This is a genomic window from Streptomyces sp. NPDC030222 (genome assembly GCF_055573115.1).
Map to the genome: position 1 here is coordinate 397,427 of NZ_JBVICA010000001.1, position 17,819 is coordinate 415,245.

Annotated in this window: 11 protein-coding genes; 5 read left to right on the top strand and 6 right to left on the bottom strand. The window is 72.8% G+C overall.

The window, feature by feature from the left end; genetic code table 11:
* Window positions 1-53: 53 nt before the first annotated feature.
* The gene (locus tag ACZ4Z5_RS01720; protein ID WP_468255044.1) at window positions 54-1,076 is read right to left on the bottom strand and encodes a conjugal transfer protein; all 1,023 of its coding nucleotides are present in this window, start codon (window positions 1,074-1,076) and stop codon (window positions 54-56) included.
* Between the two features lie 346 nt (window positions 1,077-1,422).
* Between ACZ4Z5_RS01720 and ACZ4Z5_RS01725 the strand changes: the two genes are divergently transcribed.
* The 5 genes from ACZ4Z5_RS01725 to ACZ4Z5_RS01745 all read left to right on the top strand — a co-directional run bounded on the left by ACZ4Z5_RS01725 (window position 1,423) and on the right by ACZ4Z5_RS01745 (window position 6,700).
* On the top strand, window positions 1,423-3,246 hold the full coding sequence (locus ACZ4Z5_RS01725; protein WP_468255047.1) for a type IV secretory system conjugative DNA transfer family protein: 1,824 nt from the start codon (window positions 1,423-1,425) through the stop codon (window positions 3,244-3,246).
* The gene (locus tag ACZ4Z5_RS01730) at window positions 3,243-3,869 is read left to right on the top strand and encodes a hypothetical protein (protein ID WP_468255050.1); all 627 of its coding nucleotides are present in this window, start codon (window positions 3,243-3,245) and stop codon (window positions 3,867-3,869) included. Before ACZ4Z5_RS01725 ends, ACZ4Z5_RS01730 begins: the two co-directional genes overlap by 4 nt.
* Window positions 3,866-4,360 carry a hypothetical protein gene (locus tag ACZ4Z5_RS01735; RefSeq protein WP_468255053.1) on the top strand — a complete coding sequence of 165 codons (495 nt, stop codon included), beginning with the start codon at window positions 3,866-3,868 and terminating at the stop codon, window positions 4,358-4,360. The genes ACZ4Z5_RS01730 and ACZ4Z5_RS01735 overlap by 4 nt, the downstream gene beginning before the upstream one ends.
* Window positions 4,357-5,355 carry a hypothetical protein gene (locus tag ACZ4Z5_RS01740; protein ID WP_468255056.1) on the top strand — a complete coding sequence of 333 codons (999 nt, stop codon included), beginning with the start codon at window positions 4,357-4,359 and terminating at the stop codon, window positions 5,353-5,355. Before ACZ4Z5_RS01735 ends, ACZ4Z5_RS01740 begins: the two co-directional genes overlap by 4 nt.
* A gap of 196 nt (window positions 5,356-5,551) precedes the next feature.
* Window positions 5,552-6,700, top strand: coding sequence for an outer membrane protein assembly factor BamB family protein (locus tag ACZ4Z5_RS01745; protein WP_468255059.1), 1,149 nt, complete (start codon window positions 5,552-5,554; stop codon window positions 6,698-6,700).
* Window positions 6,701-6,764: 64 nt separating this feature from the next.
* On the opposite strand, the gene nudC is transcribed toward ACZ4Z5_RS01745, so the two are convergent.
* From nudC to ACZ4Z5_RS01770, 5 genes are all read right to left on the bottom strand, one after another.
* Window positions 6,765-7,703 (bottom strand): NAD(+) diphosphatase, encoded by a 939-nt coding sequence (gene nudC, locus ACZ4Z5_RS01750; protein ID WP_468255533.1) that lies wholly within the window; start codon window positions 7,701-7,703, stop codon window positions 6,765-6,767.
* 139 nt (window positions 7,704-7,842) lie between these two features.
* On the bottom strand, window positions 7,843-9,240 hold the full coding sequence (locus ACZ4Z5_RS01755) for a dipeptidase (RefSeq protein ID WP_468255062.1): 1,398 nt from the start codon (window positions 9,238-9,240) through the stop codon (window positions 7,843-7,845).
* 10 nt (window positions 9,241-9,250) lie between these two features.
* The gene (locus tag ACZ4Z5_RS01760) at window positions 9,251-13,174 is read right to left on the bottom strand and encodes a UvrD-helicase domain-containing protein (RefSeq protein ID WP_468255065.1); all 3,924 of its coding nucleotides are present in this window, start codon (window positions 13,172-13,174) and stop codon (window positions 9,251-9,253) included.
* 173 nt (window positions 13,175-13,347) lie between these two features.
* Window positions 13,348-16,872, bottom strand: coding sequence for an ATP-dependent helicase (locus tag ACZ4Z5_RS01765; protein ID WP_468255068.1), 3,525 nt, complete (start codon window positions 16,870-16,872; stop codon window positions 13,348-13,350).
* Window positions 16,873-17,287: 415 nt separating this feature from the next.
* Entirely contained in the window at window positions 17,288-17,680 is a 393-nt protein-coding gene (locus ACZ4Z5_RS01770) for an MGMT family protein (RefSeq protein WP_468255071.1), read from the bottom strand.
* Window positions 17,681-17,819 lie beyond the last annotated feature (139 nt).

Here is a 17,819-nt window from a genome sequence, read left to right on the forward strand (position 1 = left end):
GTGCCTTTCATTGGTTCGGTTTGCGGTGGGCCTTCGCAGTCGTGACGTCGGCCTCAGTACGCCCCGCCGTGCAGGCCCGAGACCTGCCAGCGGCCGGCATCCGCCGAGGCCACACGAGTGATGCTGACGCGATACGTCTGCGAAATGGTTCCGCCGGACGTACTCCACGTCACGGCGGCGGTGCCGGTCCGGTCGTCGCCCTTGCCCAGGTCGACCACCCAACTCGTCACGGACACGAGCTGGTAGCCCTTGGGCAGCGCCGGGATACGTACGCCCGGGGCGGCGACCGCGGACGGGTCGCCGGCGGCGTACTGCTTGAAGAACTGCTCCACGACGCCCTTGGTCCGCATGGCCAGAGCCGGGTCGGGCTCCGGTGCCTCCCACGGCTCGACCGCCGGCGGACGGCCGAGGGCGACGACACCGGGTGCGCCGGTCACGGCGATCCGCTCGCCGACCTTGACGACCGGAACGTCCAGGGCGACCCACTGGGCCGGCCCCTTCGTCTTCGGGTCGCCGCCCGACACCAGCGCCTCCACCCGGACACGCGCCCGGTCGCCCTTGACCACGGTCACCGCCCCTGGGTACAGCTCCTCGACGCGCTGCACGCCCTTGCCGTCCCAGCCGAGCTTGAGGTCCACACCGGGCACCAGGTCCAGCGCCAGGGCGGTCTCCCGCTGCGCCTCGGTCTTCTCGTCCCACGTCAGATAGGCGCGGGCGAAGCGCGATGCGACGGCCTGCGCCTGGTCCTCCGCATAGCGCGGCGGGAGCTTCACGATCGGCGCGGGCGGCTTCTCCGCCTTGTCGGGGAAGAACCAGGACCGGACACCGGTTATCGCGGCGAGGACCACGACCGTCCACAGCAGGCCGCGCCCGAAGCGCCGCGCGAACTTGGCGCCGCTCGTCTCCTCCTGCACGTTCCAGGGCACGGCGGAAGTCGCCTGGGCGCCCTTTCCGTTGTCGGCTCCGCCCGACGTACCGGCCTCACCCCGGCCGGCGGCCGGCCCGTTGGCCGGTTCCAGCTGCCGGGCGGCCTCCACCCACGGATTGATCTGCCCGGGTGCTCCGCTGTCTGACACCGGGCCGGCGGACGCTGCGCCGCCTCGTGCATGCCCCGGGTCCTTCTGACTGTCCGTCTGTTCCTGCCGTGGCTCCGGCAGATTGAGAATGACGCGAATGGCCTTGGGCAATGCCCCCATGCCGCACTTCCCCGTACCCCGTTGATAGCTTCAAGCCGGACCCGACAGGCCCGCCGACGGCCCCTTGCTCAGGGCGGCGCCGAGTCTAACCACACCGTCCGACAATCCCCATGGCCCACCCCCGCACACCGGGTTCTCCAAGTGGCTCCGAAATTGCAGATGCTACGGTCATGCAGCATCATGACGTCGCTCGGCTGAGCGGGTTCGGTACTTCGGGGGAGCGGGAATGAGCCGCGGACGTGACCTGGGACGCAAGCCGGAGAAGGCCGGTTCCAGTGGCGAGTTGAGCATCGTGAAGGCCGTGGGGGCGATCGCCGCCGCAGGCGTCTCCTGGCACCTCGCGGTGTGGGCGACATCCGACGGCCTCACACTTTCCGACGTTTCATCCACCATAGCCGCACTGATTGTTCACAAGCCGTTGGACGGTCTGGGCGACGGTGTGCAGCACGCCACGGTCGGAGTCACGCTCCTCGTCTGGGCCGCGTTCCTCCTCGGACCCGCGGCCCTCGTCTGGCTGGCGGTCCGCTCCGCCCGACGGCGGACCAGGAGCCAGAACGGCGAGGGACTCGCCTCGGCCAACGAGGCCCGCCACGCCCTCGGTGAGGAGCGGGCCCGCAACGCCGCCGCCATGACCCGCGCCACCACCTTCAGCCGCAGCGACGGCAGCTTCGACGCCCGCGCGGCCGCCAAGGCCGACCTCAGCGAGGTGGGCTGGCTCCTCGCCCGGCAGCTCGGCACGGGCCAGCCCCTGGTGGCCACGCCCGAGGACTCCGTGGCCGTCATCGCCCCTTCCGGAGCGGGCAAGTCGCGCACCGTCGTCATCCCCGCCTGCCTGGACGCCCCGGGCCCCCTCGTCGTCACGTCCACGCGTGCCGACGTCCTGGACGTCATCGCCGTGCCCCGTTCCCGGATGGGCCGGGTGTGGGTCTTCGACCCGCTCGACACCGTCGGCTGGCCCGAGCGGATGGTGTGGGACCCCGTCGCCGGCTGCCAGGACGGCGAGACAGCGACCTCGCGGGCCCTGTCGTTCTCGGTCGGCATGGGAGCGGACGACTCCTCGTCCACCAACGCCGGCTTCTTCCAGCAGACCGCCTCCTCGGCGCTCACCCGCCTGCTCCACGCCGCGGCGCTCGAGGGCCGCACCATCGAGCACGTGATGCGGTGGGCGACCAACCTCGAGAACGCCGACGAGCCACGCACCATCCTCACCGACCACCCCGACGCGGAGCCCGGCTGGGACGTCCTGCTGAGGTCCGTCTCCACCGGCGCCGACGAAACGGTCGCCTCCACCCGGCAGACGCTCGCCGCACAGATCGAGCCCCTGGCCCTGCGGAAGGTCCTGCGCTGCGTCACCCCGCAGGAGGGCGTGCCGGTCTTCGACCCCGACCGGTTCGTGGCGTCCCGCGACACCCTCGTCCTCATCAGCGACGCCAACGCCTCCACCAACGTCTCGCCGCTGACCACGATGCTGCTCGGCGAGGTCGTCGACGCGGCCAAGCGCCGCGCCCCGCGGCTGCCCTCCGGACGGCTGGACCCGTTCCTGCGACTGGTCCTCGACGAGGTCGCCAACGTCGCCCCGCTGCCCAAGCTGCCCTCGCTGGCCTCCGACGCCCGCGGCTACGGCATCCACATCGTGTACGCCCTGCAGTCGCTCGCCCAGGCCATCCTGCGCTGGGGCGAGCAGGAGGCCGACACCCTCCTCGACAACGCCGCCGCCACCCTGGTCATGGGCGGTCTCAAGGACATCGAGGCACTGCGCCGCTTCTCCGAACTCGTCGGCGAGACCGAGATGAAGGAGGTGTCGACCTCCCGCGAGTCCAACCGCCTCTTCGTCTCCACCACGTCCCAGGTCGAACGGGAGCGGCGGGTGCTCCGCCCCGAGGAGATCCGCCAGCTCCCCAACGGCCAGGCTCTGCTGCTCTTCCGCGGCGCGCCGGGCGTCATCGCCGAGCTCGTGCCGTGGGACTCCCGCCGCGACGGCAAGGAGCTCCGGGCGGCCGAACACGCCACCCGGGCGCGGCGCGTCGGCACGAACCTGGAGAAGGCGTGAGCACGGAGCAGATGCCCTCCGCCGCCCTGGCGGTCGAACGTCTCGCGCAGGACGTCGAGGCGATGCGGCAGCACCGCGAGAAGCTCGAAGCGCTGGTGCGGGCGTTCGCCACCCGGGTGAGGAGCGACCAGGGCGAGATCGAGGAGGTGCTGTCCGAGATCCTCGGCCGTCTCGCCGTACTGGAGCAGGCCGGCCACGCCGCGACCTCTCCTCCCGGGGCGGACAGGGCCGTGGGCAGCCCGTGGTCGTACCGCGCGACGGAGCGGGACTGGCGGGACCTCGCCGCGTGGGTCGACTGGCTCGGCGGCCACTACGCCCCCCAGCTCCATCTGCGCATCTGGCCCTGCTGGCCGGCGCACGGCGGTGTGACGGAGGAACTCGCCGCGCTCCGGGCCGCCTGGCTCGCCGCGTCCGAGGCCGACGCGGCGTCGGGCGGCTCCGGGCAGGAGATGGCCTACTGGCACCAGATGTGGCTCTGGCCGACGCTCGAACGGATCCGGCAGAACTACATGTTCAAGAGCTGTGAGTCCGACCACTCACCCGACCGCCCGGGCCGTCCGACGGACCCGGCAGCCCTGGAGGCGCGTATCAACGCCTCGTCTGCAAGGAGGAACGACGCATGAGCGAGCAGTACGAGTACTTCGTCAAGGCTTCCCCTGGATACACCGTGGAGCGGCCGAGCAGCCTGTGGCGGCGCAGCGGTGACTCCTGGGAGTACCTGTCCCTGCTCATCTGGGAGTGGCAGCCGGTGAGGCCGGACGTGCCGGTGTCGGAACCGCCGACCCCTCAAGAGCTTCACCCGGTGACAGCGGAACGCGCAGCGGTACTGGAGGCGGACCGGCAGGGGTGGGTGCGGTACTGGGCGGTGTACCTCGACGAAACCGAGTGGAGCAGCGGCCGAAGGCCCTACGGCGTAGTGAGGCGTCGGAGCAGTCCTGAGCGCGTATACGACGAGAGCTTCACCATCGACAAAATCTGGGAGCCGTCGGCCACGATCTTCGACTTCTTCAGCGCACGTTCCACCGAGCTCACCCATCTTGCCGAAATCACGCCCGAAGAGGCTGAAAGCACCATCCAGGAACTTCGCGGAGTGAGTGGGGCGACGACGCTGTGATCGACAAAACGGGGGCATGGCACGGAGAAGGCACCGACCAGGGCCTGAAACTCACGCCTGAGCAGAACAGGCTTGTCACCGAGCGGTGGCATCAGGCACAGCAGGCACAGGCCGAGCTCGACCAGAGACTGAAGGGCGTCGAGGCGTCGAGCCTGGGCCGGGGCGGCAAGCTGGAGGGGCTGAAGTACTCGCTCAAGGGTCTGGATTCGCTACGGCGCAAGGCGTCGGGTCCTGCGAAGGACGGCGTCCCCATGGACGCCTGGCTTGCCCGCAACGCCAACGACATCCACCGCTACACCTTGACCTTCCCCACCGACGAGTACACGGCGGGCACAAAGGAGGCCTACGAACGCCTCCAGAAGCAGGGCTATCGACCGGTCCCCGGGTCCGAGAAGAACACCTGGGAAGACCCGGTCTACAAGGGGCTCAACACCACCTGGGAACACCCTGAGCGCGGCGAGAAGTTCGAACTCCAGTTCCATACCCCGGAGAGCTTCCGGGCGAAGATGGACAACCACGAGCTCTACGAGATGGCGCGGACCGGCGCCTACACACAGGGGTTCAAGGACGATCCGAAGCTCGCCGAAAACAAGAAGCTCACGGAGAGGTACCGCGAGGCGACTGACCTCCTCCAGAACGAGCGTTACGAGAACGTCCGGATACCCCCCGGTGTGGAGGAGCTCGGCGAGCGCAAGATCCGCGCCACGCTCAACCCCAACGTGCCGGCCCACATCATCGAAGAGGTCCGGGAGTACGAGGGTGTAGTCCGTGCCGAGAACGAGGCCAAGGCAGCCAAGGCAAAGGCAGCCGCCCCCCTCGAACCCGACGTCAGCCAGGACCTGACCGAACTCCTCGACAACGACGGACCCAGCCTGCGCGACCGCCTCAAGCCGCCCGGAACCCTCCCCGCACAGCGGGCGAAGACGGACGCGCCCTCGATCACCGACACCCCGCTGCCGAACCTCAAGCAGGGCCCCAAGGGCCCCCGCCTCTGACCGACCGACGACGAAGGGCTTTCTGTTGCATCCCTGGCGATCACTGACCGCGCTGGCCACCGGCGTGCTGCTGGGTGGCACGCTCACCGCGTGCGGCGGGAGCGACGCCCCGGGCGAAGAAGGCGGTCAGGCAGGCCCGAAGGCGTCATCGTCCGCCTCGCCGTCGACGGCACCGCGGAAGAGTTATGACCCGCCGGTGAAGTTCGATGCCGAGAAGGAGACGAGGCTTCCGGAGGCCCTGGGGTGGGCGCGGCAGGAGATCGGCGACGGCCGGTTCACCACCCGTTCGTTCGCGCTGCGCGCGGGTACCGCCTACGCGATGGGCGACGGCAAGCTCTCCGCCTACGACCCGGTCGACGGCAAGGCGATCTGGGCCACACCCGTCGGTGATCCGCCGACGGGCCACGCCACGGCACCGGGCGTGGTGGAGCTGCCCGGCCGTACCGTGGTCATCACCGTGGCCACGACCAGGACCGCGGGTACCGGCACCTCCAAGGCGAAGGAGTCGACGCAGGCGATCGCCGTGGACGCCCGTACCGGAGCCAAGCAGTGGAGCATCTCGCTCGACGGGCGCGAGACGCTGGTCGGGGCGGATCCGAACGGGGCCGTCCTCTCCCACGAGGGCTCGCTCCGGGCGCTCGACCCGGCGACGGGCAAGCAGCTCTGGGAGAAGGAGGTCGCCGGCCTCGCCGAACCGATCCACGATGCAGGGGCCGTCATCGGTGTGGTCAAGTACACCGAGAAGTTCGAGGTCGAGAACCACGATCAGCCGTTCGACGGCGAGTTCACCAAGCTCGTGGCGTACTCCGCCAAGGACGGCAGTCCCCTGTGGGAGCAGTACGCCAGGAGCAAGACGCTCAAGGCGCGGACCGTCGGGACGGGACTCGTCCAGGTCGAGGCGACGTATGCGTCGCTCTTCGGCGACTTCGGCGACGATTCGGTCTCCGTCGTCGACAGCAAGACCGGTCGGCCACGTGTCAAGATCGCTCTGGACGAGTCCACCAAGCCGGCGTCCTGGGGCTGCACCTCCGACGAACGGAGCGTTGTCGTCTGCAGCGCCGGATCCACTGTCCGCGGCTACGACGCAGCTTCCGGCGAGCAGCTGTGGACGCTGCCCACCAGCGACCGCAATTCCGTCGAGGTGACGGCCGCCTGGCACGGTGCGGTGTACGGCAAGGTGGAGGGCGGCGGCCCCGTGGTCCTGGACGCGCGGACCGGGGCGGACCGCGAGGCGGCGCCGGGCGTGGCACCGGATCTCGTCCGCGGCAGTGTCGGCCTGGTCTTCGAGACGAGGTCGGGCAGCGTAGGCGCTGGGTACGTCGTCGCCCATCCGGCCGTCGGCTGACTCGCCCGGCGGGCGGATCCGGTCGGACGGAGCCGCCCGCCCGAACCCGTCCCGGGCTCCCGGCTCAGACCAACGGCTTCGGCAGTGGCTTGCCGTACCAGAGTTCCACCAGGCGGGCGGCGATCGAGATGCCGGACGGGGGCAGCACCTCGCCGGACTCGATCGCGGTGCGGAGGTCGTCGCGGGAGAACCAGCGGGCCTCGTGGAGTTCCTCGCCGTCCACGGTGATCTCGGCCGAGACGGCACGGGCCATGAATCCGAGCATCAGGCTGGACGGGAAGGGCCAGGGCTGGCTGGCGACGTACTCGACGTGGCTGCCGACGCGGACGCCGGCCTCCTCCCAGACCTCGCGGACCACGGCCTGCTCGATCGACTCGCCCGGTTCGACGAAACCGGCGAGGGTCGAGAAGCGGCCCTCGGGCCAGTGGACCTGCCGGCCGAGCAGGGCGCGGTCGTCCTCGTCCGTCACCAGCATGATCACGGCCGGGTCGGTGCGCGGGTAGTGCTCGCCCCCGCAGGCGGGACAGCGGCGGATGTGGCCGGCCGCCGCGATCACCGTGCGCTCGCCGCAGCGGGAGCAGAAGCGGTGCATCCGCTGCCAGTTCTCCAGGGCGACGGCGTGCACCATGAGTCCGGCGTCGCGCGGCGACAGCAGCAGGCCGGCTTCGCGCAGTCCCGCCGGCCGGGCGGACTGGTCGATGCGGCCGGGCAGCGCGTCCTTCTGGAGGGCGAAGTAGCTGACCCCGTCCTCGTCGGTGCCCAGGAAATAGCGGTGCGTCTCGGTGACGGGGGCCTCGAAGGCCGGGGTCATGACGAGTTCGGTACGTCCGTCGGGGGTGTCGTCGATCAGCACCTGACCGCCGCTGACCACGAAGACCCGGGTCATGGGGTGGCTCCAGGCCGCGGCCAGCCACGCCTCGTCGAGACGGTGGTGTGCCGCGCGGTCGATGCCGCTCTCGGCCGTCAGAGGGATCGGAAGGTCCGTGGTCGTGCCCGCGGTCATGCCCGCGGGCGCGCCCTTGGTCGTGGTCGCGTCGCTGAAGGTGCTCACAGGTACTTCCAACTCCCCCTCGGTGGATCGGATGTTCTGCCGGCGGTGCAGTGGCTCGGGTCCGGGGCTCGGCGGCGTCCCGCCACGGCGCTCAGGGCAGCCCTGCCGTGGCCAGGTCGCCCCAGAGGTGGGCAGCGGTCTCCACTCCCTTCAGGAGCAGGTCGAGTTCGACCTTCTCGTTCGGGGCGTGCCAGCCGTCCGACGGCACGGAGATGCCCAGGAACAGCACGGGAGCACCCAGCACGTCCTGGAGGTCGGCGGCCGGGCCCGAACCACCTTCACGGGTGAAGCGGATCTTCTGGCCGAAGGCGCGGCCCATGGCGCGGGTGACGGCCTGGAGCGCGGGGTGGTCGAGCGGGGTCAGGCACGGCCGGGTCGCGGCGCCGAAGACGATCTCGTGCCGGACACCGGCCGGGACGCGGGCCGCGACCCAGTCGCGGACGGCCGCCTCGATACGGTCCGGGTCCTGGCCGGCGACCAGCCGGAACGACAGCTTCAGCTGCGCGGACGACGGGATGATCGTCTTGCCGCCGGGTCCCTGGTAGCCGCCGCCGATGCCGTTGACCTCGGCCGTCGGGCGGGCCCAGAGCCGTTCCAGTGTGGAGTGACCGGCCTCGCCGAGCGTGCCGTGCGACGCGGCGGTGCGCAGCCACTCGGTCTCGTCGAAGGGCAGTTCCGCGAAAAGGGAACGCTCCTCGTCGGTGAGCGGGACGATGCCGTCGTAGAAGCCGGGGACGGTCACGCGCTCGTTCTCGTCGTGCAGCGCGGCCACGATGCGGGCGGCGACGGTCGCCGGGTTGGGCACGGCCCCGCCGAACGAACCCGAGTGGATGTCCTGGTCCGGCCCGTACAGAGCGATCTCGCAATCGGCGAGGCCCCGCATGCCGGTGCAGACCGTCGGGGTGTCCTCGGACCACATGCCGGTGTCCGAGACGATCACCACGTCGGCCGCCAGACGGTCCGCGTGTTCCTCGACGAGTGCGCGGAAGTTCGGCGAGCCGGACTCCTCCTCGCCCTCGACCAGCAGCTTCAGGTTCACGGCGGGGGCGGTCCGGCCGGTCGCGGCGAGGTGGGCACGGACGCCGAGGGTGTGGAAGAACACCTGGCCCTTGTCGTCGGCCGCGCCACGGCCGTACATCCGGCCGTCCTCGACCACCGGCTCGAACGGGTCGGTGTGCCAGCCGTCCTCACGGGCCGCGGGCTGGACGTCGTGGTGACCGTAGACGACCACGGTGGGCGCCGACGGATCGCCGGACGGCCATTCGGCGAACACGGCGGGGGCGCCTTGCGTCGGCCACACCTCCACGACCGGGAAACCGGTTTCCCGGAGCTTCGCGGCGAGCCAGTCGGCACTGCGCCGTACGTCGTCGGCGTGCTCGGGCTGAGCGGACACGGAAGGGATGCGCAGCCACTCCGCGAGGTCGTCGAGGAACGCGGCGCGATGCCGGTCTATGTACGTGCGGACGGCGCTGTCCGGGGTGTCGCTCATGCCTGTGAGCCTATCCGGCCGCAGCAGGTGGCTCCGTACCCGTCTCGCCCTGCAGGATGCGCTCCAGCCCGGCGCGGCCGGGCAGGCGGGCGGGGCGGACCGTCTCCCCGGTGCGTACGTAGAGGAAGACCGCGTCGACGGACTCGAGGGGGACGCCGGTGCGTTCCGCCCAGGCGAGCCGGTACACCGCGAGCTGCAACGGGTCGGCGGTTCCGTCCCGGCCGGTCTTCCAGTCGACGATCTCGTACGTGTCGCCGTTCCGGTAGACGGCGTCGATGCGTCCGCGCACGACCCGGCCGGCGAGCGTGAGCTGGAAGGGCTCCTCCACGCGGTACGGCGTGCGCCGGGCGTACGGGGTGCGCTCGAAGGCCTCCTTGAGGGCGGCGAGATCGCGCTCGTCGGCGATGCCCGGCTCGTTCTCGTCGGCGTCGTCGGCTCCGGGCAGCTCGTCCGGGCCGAGCATGGGCAGCGGCAGCTCCTCGAAGCGCGCCTCCACCCAGGCGTGGAACCGGGTTCCCCGGCGGGCCGCGGGCTGCGGGGGCCGCGGCATGGGACGCGCGAGTTCCCGGGCGAACGCGTCGGGATCGGCGGCGAGGCGCAGCAGCTGCATGGCGGTCAGTGCGGGCGGCAGCACGACGTCGCGGGTACCGGCTCGGGCCCGGCGCAGCTCCTCGGTGAGAGCTTCGAGGTCCCGGTCCCAGGACGCGACGGCGCGGGCCTCCTCCAGGGTGAGGACGTCGTCGGCGGGATGGGAGCGCGCGGCGGGGATGCGCGGCCGCGCCGCGTCATGGTGCCGGCCGTCCGGGTGTACGGGGTCGTGGTGTCCGGCGTCATGGTGTCCGGCGTCGCCGTCCCGGGAACCGCCGTGGCCGGCGTCGCCCGCCGGGTGCGCGGGGTCCGGGTCCGGGTCCGCGGGATGTACGGGGGGCTGGGGGCCGGCGGCCGCGTGGGAGCCAGGGTCCCGGGTGGCGGTGTTGTGGGGGCCGGTGTCGTGGCGGCCGGTCTCGTGGCCGCCGGTCTCGTGCCCCGCCGGGCCGGAGCAGTCCGGAACCCGCGGTCCGGGGCCGGACGGGCGCGCGCCGTGGGGCTCCAGGCCGTAGGGGTGCGGCTCGTAGGGCTCCGGCGCGTACGGGTGGTCCTGCTCGGACGGTTCCGCACGGGTGTCGCCGAGGGGGTCGTCGACGAGCCCGCCGTCGCCGGGCCCGTCGTCGAAAGGGTCCCCGAAAGGACGGTCATGGAACGGGTCGTCGAACGGATCGGGCTCGTCGAACGGATCGGGCTCGTCCCCGAACACGTACGGGTCCCCGGCGTGCCGCCCCTCCCCGTACCGCTCGTCCCCGTACGGCTCGTCCGAATACGGGTCATCCGTGTACAAGCCTTCGTGCGCGGCCCGCGCGTACGCGTCCCCTCCCCCGGCCCGTCCGTACACGTCCTCGCCCGCGTCCAGGTACGCGAGGACCGTGTCGGCCGCGGCCCGGCGGCGTCCGAGGGCGGCCGCGTCGAGGGGCAGCGGCCAGGCACGGTCCGCGGTGGACTCCCGCAGGGACGGGTTCTCCTCGTCCTCCTCCGGCGGGTCGGCCCAGACCTCGGTCTCACCGTGTCCCGCGGCGCAGTGGTCCTGGAGGGCGTACAGGAAGTCGGAGGGTCCGCGCGGCTTCTTCTGTTCCGGGCCCCACCAGTGGCCGGACCCGAGGAGCAGGGAGCGCGGGCGGGTGAAGGTGACGTATCCGAGGCGAAGTTCCTCGGTGCGCTGGTGCTCCTTCATCTCCTCCTTGAACGCCTTGATGCCCTTGGCGTCCCAGGACACGACCTCGGGCAGCGTGGGGGCGTCGCCGCGGAGCGGGTGCGGCAGGACCTTCGCCTGGGCGGTCCAGGCCTCGCGCGGCTGCTCGCTCGGGAACGTCCTGGCCACCAGACCGGGCACGACGACGACGTCCCACTCCAGGCCCTTGGACTTGTGGGCGGTGAGGACCTTGACGGTGTTCTCGCCGCCCGGGAGGGCGTTGTCGAGGCCCCTCTCGTACTGCGCGGCGGTCCGGAGGAAGCCGAGGAACGCTAGGAGTCCCGCTTCGCCGTCGAGGGCGGCGAAGGATGCGGCGACGTCGAGGAAGTTGCCGAGGGTTTCGCGGCGGCGGGCGGCCAGGGCGTGCGGTGAGGCGGACAGTTCCACCTCCAGCCCGGTGGCGGCCAGCACGCGGTGGAGCACGTCCATCAGCGGGTCCGCGAGCGAGCGCCGCAGGTCGCGGAGTTCGGCGGCGAAACGGGAGAACCGGACGCGGGCCTCCGCCGAGAAGGGCAGGTGGTCGTCGGCGCGGCCGGCGTCCGCGTCGAGGAAGGTGTCGAGTGCGTCGGCGAGCGATACCACCTCGGCCGGGTCGACGCCCTCGACCGCGTCGGCGAGCCGCTGGTCCGGGTCGTCCGCGGTTCCGCGGTCCCGTGCCACGAGCAGCCGGGCGCGGCGGCCGAGGAGCGCCAGGTCGCGCGGGCCGATCCGCCAGCGCGGGCCGGTGAGGAGCCGGACGAGCGAGGCGTTGGCCCCCGGGTCCTGGAGGACTTCGCACATGGCGACCAGGTCCGCGACCTCGGGCAGGTGCAGCAGTCCGGAGAGGCCGACGACCTCGACGGGGACGTCGCGGGCCACGAGCGCGGCCTGGATGCCGGCGAAGTCACCGGCGGTGCGGCACAGGACGGCGATCTCGCCGGGCGCCTTGCCGGTGTCGACGAGGTGGGCGATGGAGTCGGCGAGCCACTCCATCTCCTCGGCGTGGGTGCGCAGCAGGGCGCAGCGCACGGTGCCGTCGCGTTCGGCGCCGGGGGCGGGGCGCAGTGCCTCGACGCCTTCGTGCATGGCGCGCAGCGGCGCCGCGAGGCCGTTGGCGAGGTCGAGCAGCCGGCCGCCGCTGCGGCGGTTCTCGCTGAGCGCGTAGCGGGTGGCGGGGCGGCCGTCGGCGTGCGGGAAGTGGTCGGGGAAGTCGTCGAGGTTGGCGACGGACGCGCCGCGCCAGCCGTAGATGGCCTGGCAGGGGTCGCCGACGGCGGTCACGGCGTGGCCTGTGCCGCCGCCGAAGAGCCCCGACAGCAGCAGGCGCTGGGCGACGGAGGTGTCCTGGTACTCGTCGAGCAGGACGACCCGGTACTCGTCGCGCAGGATCCGGCCGACCTCGGGGCGGGTGAGGGCGAGCCGGGCCGAGAGGGCGATCTGGTCGCCGAAGTCCAGCAGGTCGCGGGAGCGTTTGGCCTCGCGGTAGCGGACGGTGAGGTCGAGCAGTTCCAGGCGGGCGGCGGCGGCCTCGGGGATCCTGCGCAGGTCGGCGTTGGTGAGGCGGGCGGCGGCGAGGGCGTCCAGCAGCTCGGTGTCATGGGCCCGCAGCCGCTCCGGTGGGACGAGGTGCTCGGACAGCTCGGCGTCGAGCGCGAGGACGTCGCTGACGAGCCCGGAGAAGGACTTGGTCAGCGCGGGATACGGTCCGGGCGCCTCGCGCAGCACCCGGGCGGCGAGCTGGTAGCGGGTCGCGTCGGCGAGCAGCCGGGCGCTGGGCTCCACGCCCAGGCGCAGTCCGTGGTCGGTGAGCAACTGCCCGGCGAAGGCGTGGTACGTCGAGATGCGGGGTTCACCGGCAGGGGTCTCGTCGTCGGCGGGTGAGGGGTCGGGGTCGGTGACCCCGGCCCGTACGAGCGCGGTGCGCACGCGCTCGGCCAGCTCCCCCGCGGCCTTGTTGGTGAACGTCAGACCGAGCACCTGCTCGGGTGCGACCTGCCCGGTGCCGACCAGCCACACCACCCGGGCGGCCATGACCGTCGTCTTCCCCGAGCCGGCTCCGGCCACGATGACCTGCGGCGCGGGCGGTGCGGTGATGCAGGCCGTCTGCTCCGGGGTGAACGGGATGCCGAGCAGCTCCTTGAGCTGCTCGGGGTCGGTGATGCGCGCGGACACCCGCAAGAGGCTAACGGTGCCCACTGACAGCGGCGGCCATCAGGGACCGGTGCCCACCCACACGGCAACCATCAGGGACCAGGGCCCACCCACACGACGGCCATCAGGGACCAGGGCCCACCGCCCAGGTCGTCCCGGTCACCTCGGGCACCCCGGCTTCTCGGGCGACTCGCTCACTCCACGACGTGGCGCCCCTCCGGGCGGGCGCTGCACGAGGCGCGGAAGGTGCAGGTGGCGCAGTGGGTGCCGGCGGACGGGGTGAAGCGCTCGTCCAGGACGCGGCCGGCCGCGGTGGCGAGGAGGTCGCCGATCCATGCGCCGGACAGCGGTTCCTGGGCCTGGACCTTGGGCACCGCGTCACCGCCCTCCTTCTTGGGGGCAGCCTGGCGCAGATGGACGAGCTCGGCGCCGCCGGGCTCGGGGCGGCGGCCGTCGAAGACCTCGTCGAGGGCGCCTTCGCGGACGGCGAGCTGGTAGACGGCCAGCTGCGGGTGGTGGGCCACCTCGTCCCTGGTGGGCGCCGACTTGCCGGTCTTGAAGTCGACGACGTAGGCCCGGCCGTGGGCGTCCTGTTCGACGCGGTCCATCGAACCTCGGATGCGGACCTCGTAGGCACCCGCTTCGAGCGTCACGTCGAAGGCGTGCTCGGTGGCGGCCGGGGTGCGTCCCGCCCGGTCCATCACGTGCCAGCGCAGGAAGCGTTCGAGGGCCGCGCGCGCGTTGTCCTTCTCCTGGCGGGACTTCCACGGCGCGTCGAAGGCGAGCGCGTCCCACACCGAGTCGAGCCGCTCCATGAGGACGGCGAGGTCGGCGGGGGTACGGCCGGAGGCGACCTCGTCGGCGAGGACGTGCACCACGTTCCCGAACCCCTGGGCCGCGGTGGCCGGGGCGTCCGCCTTCACCTCCCGGCTCAGGAACCACTGGAGCGAACAGGTGCCGGCGAGCTGGTCCAGCGCGCTGCCGGACAGTGCGACGGGACGGTCGCGGTCGCGCAGCGGGGCCGCGCTGCGCGTCGGCTCGTACAGACCCCACCAGCGGTGCGGGTGCGCCGACGGTACGAGGGGCTGCCCCTCGTCGTCGGCGAGCGCGGCGAGCCGGGCCAGACGGCGGGCGGCCGCGTCGCGGAGGCCGTCCGACGCCTCGGGGTCGACGGTGGTGGCGCGCAGCTCCGCGACCAGCGCGGCGACGGACAGCGGACGGCGCGGGCGGCCGGTGACGTCCCTCGGTTCCGTGCCCAGCTCGGTGAGGAACCGGGAGGGCTGGTCGCCGTCGTCGGCCGGTGCCTTCACCGCGGTCACGACGAGCCGGTCGCGGGCGCGGGTCGCCGCGACGTAGAAGAGCCGGCGTTCCTCGGCGAGGAGGGCGCCGGGGGTCAGCGGTTCGGCGAGCCCGTCCCGGCCGATGCGGTCGGCCTCCAGCAGGGAGCCGCGGCGGCGCAGGTCGGGCCACAGGCCTTCCTGCACGCCTGCCACGACGACGAGGCCCCACTCGAGCCCCTTGGAGCGGTGGGCCGTCATCAGCCGGACGGCGTCGGGGCGGACCACGCGTTTCGAGAGCGTGTCCGCGGCGATGTCCTGGGCGTCCAGCTCCTCCAGGAAGTTGAGCGCGCCACGGCCACCGGTGCGTTCCTCGGCGCGCGCGGCGGTGTCGAACAGCGCGCACACCGCGTCGAGGTCACGGTCGGCATTGCGGCCCGCCGCACCGCCGCGGAGCGCCGCGCGCTCCAGACGCCGTGGCCAGGGCGTGCCGTCCCAGAGCACCCAGAGGGCCTCCTCTGCGGTGCCGCCGCCCGCGAGCAGCTCGCGCGCCTTGCGCAGCAGCAAGCCGAGGTTCTGCGCACCGCGCGCGTACGCCGGGTCGTGCACCACCAGACGCTCGGGCTCCGCGAGTGCGCGGGCGAGCAGCTCGTCGGAAGGCGGCGGCACTCGGTTGCCCGCCGCGCGCTCCTCGTCGCGCAACGCCCGGCCGAGCCGCCGCAGGTCGGCTGCGTCCATTCCGCCGAGGGGCGAGGTGAGCAGGGCGATCGCGGTCTCGGTGTCGAACGGGCCCGCCGCCCCGGCATCGGCATCGGCCCGTTCCTGCGGTGCCTCGGCGTCGGCATCGGCCCCTTCCTCCGGTGCCTCGCCGTCGCCGTCCACGTCCTGCGGGTCCTGCGTACCGTCCACGTCCTGCGGGTCGTGCGCGCCGTGCGGGTTGTGCATGTCATGCGTGCCGTCGATGCCGTCCGGGACGTCGGCCGCGTCGGAGGGGACCGTCGTCCCCGACGCGTCGTCCGTGGCCGGTGCGGGCTCGGTGGGCGCCTGCCGGGTGCCCAGCGCCGCGGCCGCCGCCGCGCGGAGCGCGGAGAGGAGGGGGGCGACCGCCGGTTCGTGACGGAGGGGCAGGTCGTCGCCCTCGACGTCGACGGGGACGCCCGCGGAGGTGAGGGCGCGGCGGACGGAGGGGACGGTGCGGCCGCCGGCTCGGACGAGGACGGCCATGTCGTTCCACGGCACGCCCTCTTCGAGGTGGGCGCGGCGGAGGATGTCGGCGATGTTGTCGAGCTCGGTGCCCGCGGTGGGATACGTGTAGACCTCGACCCGCCCGCCGGGCCGTACGGGGACCGGCTCGCGGTGGGCGCGGACCTTGTCCGCAGGCAGCCGGGTGAGCGGCATGCGCTGGGTGAGCAGCCGGGTGGCGGCCAGCAGACGGGCACCGGAGCGCCGCGAGGTGGTGAGGACCCGGACGGGCGCTGGGCGGCCGTCCGTACGGCGGAAGGCGTCCGGGAACTCCAGGATGCCGCCCACGTCGGCGCCGCGGAACGCGTAGATCGACTGGTCGGGGTCGCCGAAGGCGAGCAGGGTGCGTCCGTTCCCGGCCAGCGCACGGAGCAGCCGGACCTGCGCCGGGTCGGTGTCCTGGTACTCGTCGACCAGCACGACGTCGTACGGCGAACGGAACCCGGGACGTTCGGCGAGCAGCACCGCGCGGTGGACCAGTTCGGCGTAGTCGAGGACGCCCTGCATGTCGAGCGTGTCGAGGTACTCCGCGAGGAACGCCGCCGCCGCGGACCAGTCAGGCCGCCCTATGCGGCGGGCGAAGGCGGCGAGCGCGTCCGGGCCGAGGCCCAGTTCGCGGCTGCGGGCGAGCACGGCGCGCACCTCGTCGGCGAAGCCGCGGGTGGTGAGACAGGCGCGCAGCTCGTCGGGCCAGCGGACCGCGGCGAGTCCGTCGCGGGCGAGCGCGATCTGGCCGGCGAGCAGGTCACGGACGGCGACGTCCTGCTCCGGGCCGGACAGTAGTCGCAGCGGCTCCTGGAAGAGGTCGCCGTCCTGGTGGGCCCGGACCAGCGCGTAGCAGAAGGAGTGGAACGTGGTGGCCTGTGGTCCGCGCGCACCGCCGAGCCGCAGCGCCATCCGGTCGCGGAGTTCCACCGCGGCCTTGCGGCTGAAGGTGAGGACGAGGATCCGTTCGGGATCGGTGCCGCGCGCGATGCGCTCGGCGACGGCCTCCACCAGCGTCGTCGTCTTGCCGGTGCCCGGTCCCGCGAGGACGAGCAGCGGGCCCTGCCCGTGGTCAACCACCGCACGCTGGTGTGCGTCCAGCTGAGGGGGATCCACCGGGCCCGGCGGAGTACGCACCAGTCGGTACGCGCCCGCGGTCCCCCGCCGCACCTGCTGCTGGTGCGGTGTGCGCCGGGTTGTGGAGGAGGAGCTCACGTGGATCGCCGGTCCTGGTGGGTGTGCTGATGTTCTTGGGTCTGGCAGGTGCGCGGGGCCGCGCGCAGGAGACGACGCTACGGCAGTGGGAGACCGGCCCGCAGCGGATGCGCGGCCCGCGGTCCCGTCGTACGGTCCGATCACGCTCCCGTCGTACGGTCCGACGACCGTCTCGTCGTACGGTCCGGCCATGATCCCGTCGTACGGTCGGCCCGCGGTCGCTGCGTACGGCCTGTCCGCGGCCCCGTCCGCTGTCCCATCCGCGGCCCCGTCTCCCGGGCCGCGCCGCGTACGGGCGCCTTCACGACCGGGCCGGGACACCCACGGGCGGAGCCCCCGCCGTCCGCACAGACCTGCGCGCGGTCATCCGTCCGGTCCTTCGACGTCACCCGGTGGCGCCGGATGGCGGAAGCTGTCAGTTGTGACCCTCTTCACCGTCACCGCCCCCGCCGCCGTCCCAGCGGGCCCGCTGCATGTCGAGCCGGGGCACATGGCCCTCGGCCGCCCGGCCGGCCTCCCGCAGCGGCGTGCCCTCCGCGCGGTAGTGGTCGAGGGCGCTCAGCTCGTGGCCGGGCAGGAGGAGCCCGTCGGCGCGCACCACACGCCACCACGGCACCCCGCCGCCGTACAGGGCCATGACCCGGCCGACCTGGCGGGGGCCGCCCTCGCCCAGCCATTCGGCGACGTCCCCGTAGGTCATCACCCGGCCCGGAGGGATCAGTTCCGCGACTTCCAGCACCCGATCCGCGTACTCGGGGTACTCGGACGGCTCCGGCTGCCCATCGCTCTTCCGGCTCATCCCGCCCATCCTGCCCCATGCCACCGACAACGCCGTGCGGGAACGGAAAGCACCCTGATGCCCCCGCGCCCACTCCGGTCGTGCCACCATCGTCCGGGCGGTGACAGGTGATACGAGAGCACAGAGACCGGACTGAGACGACGAGGGA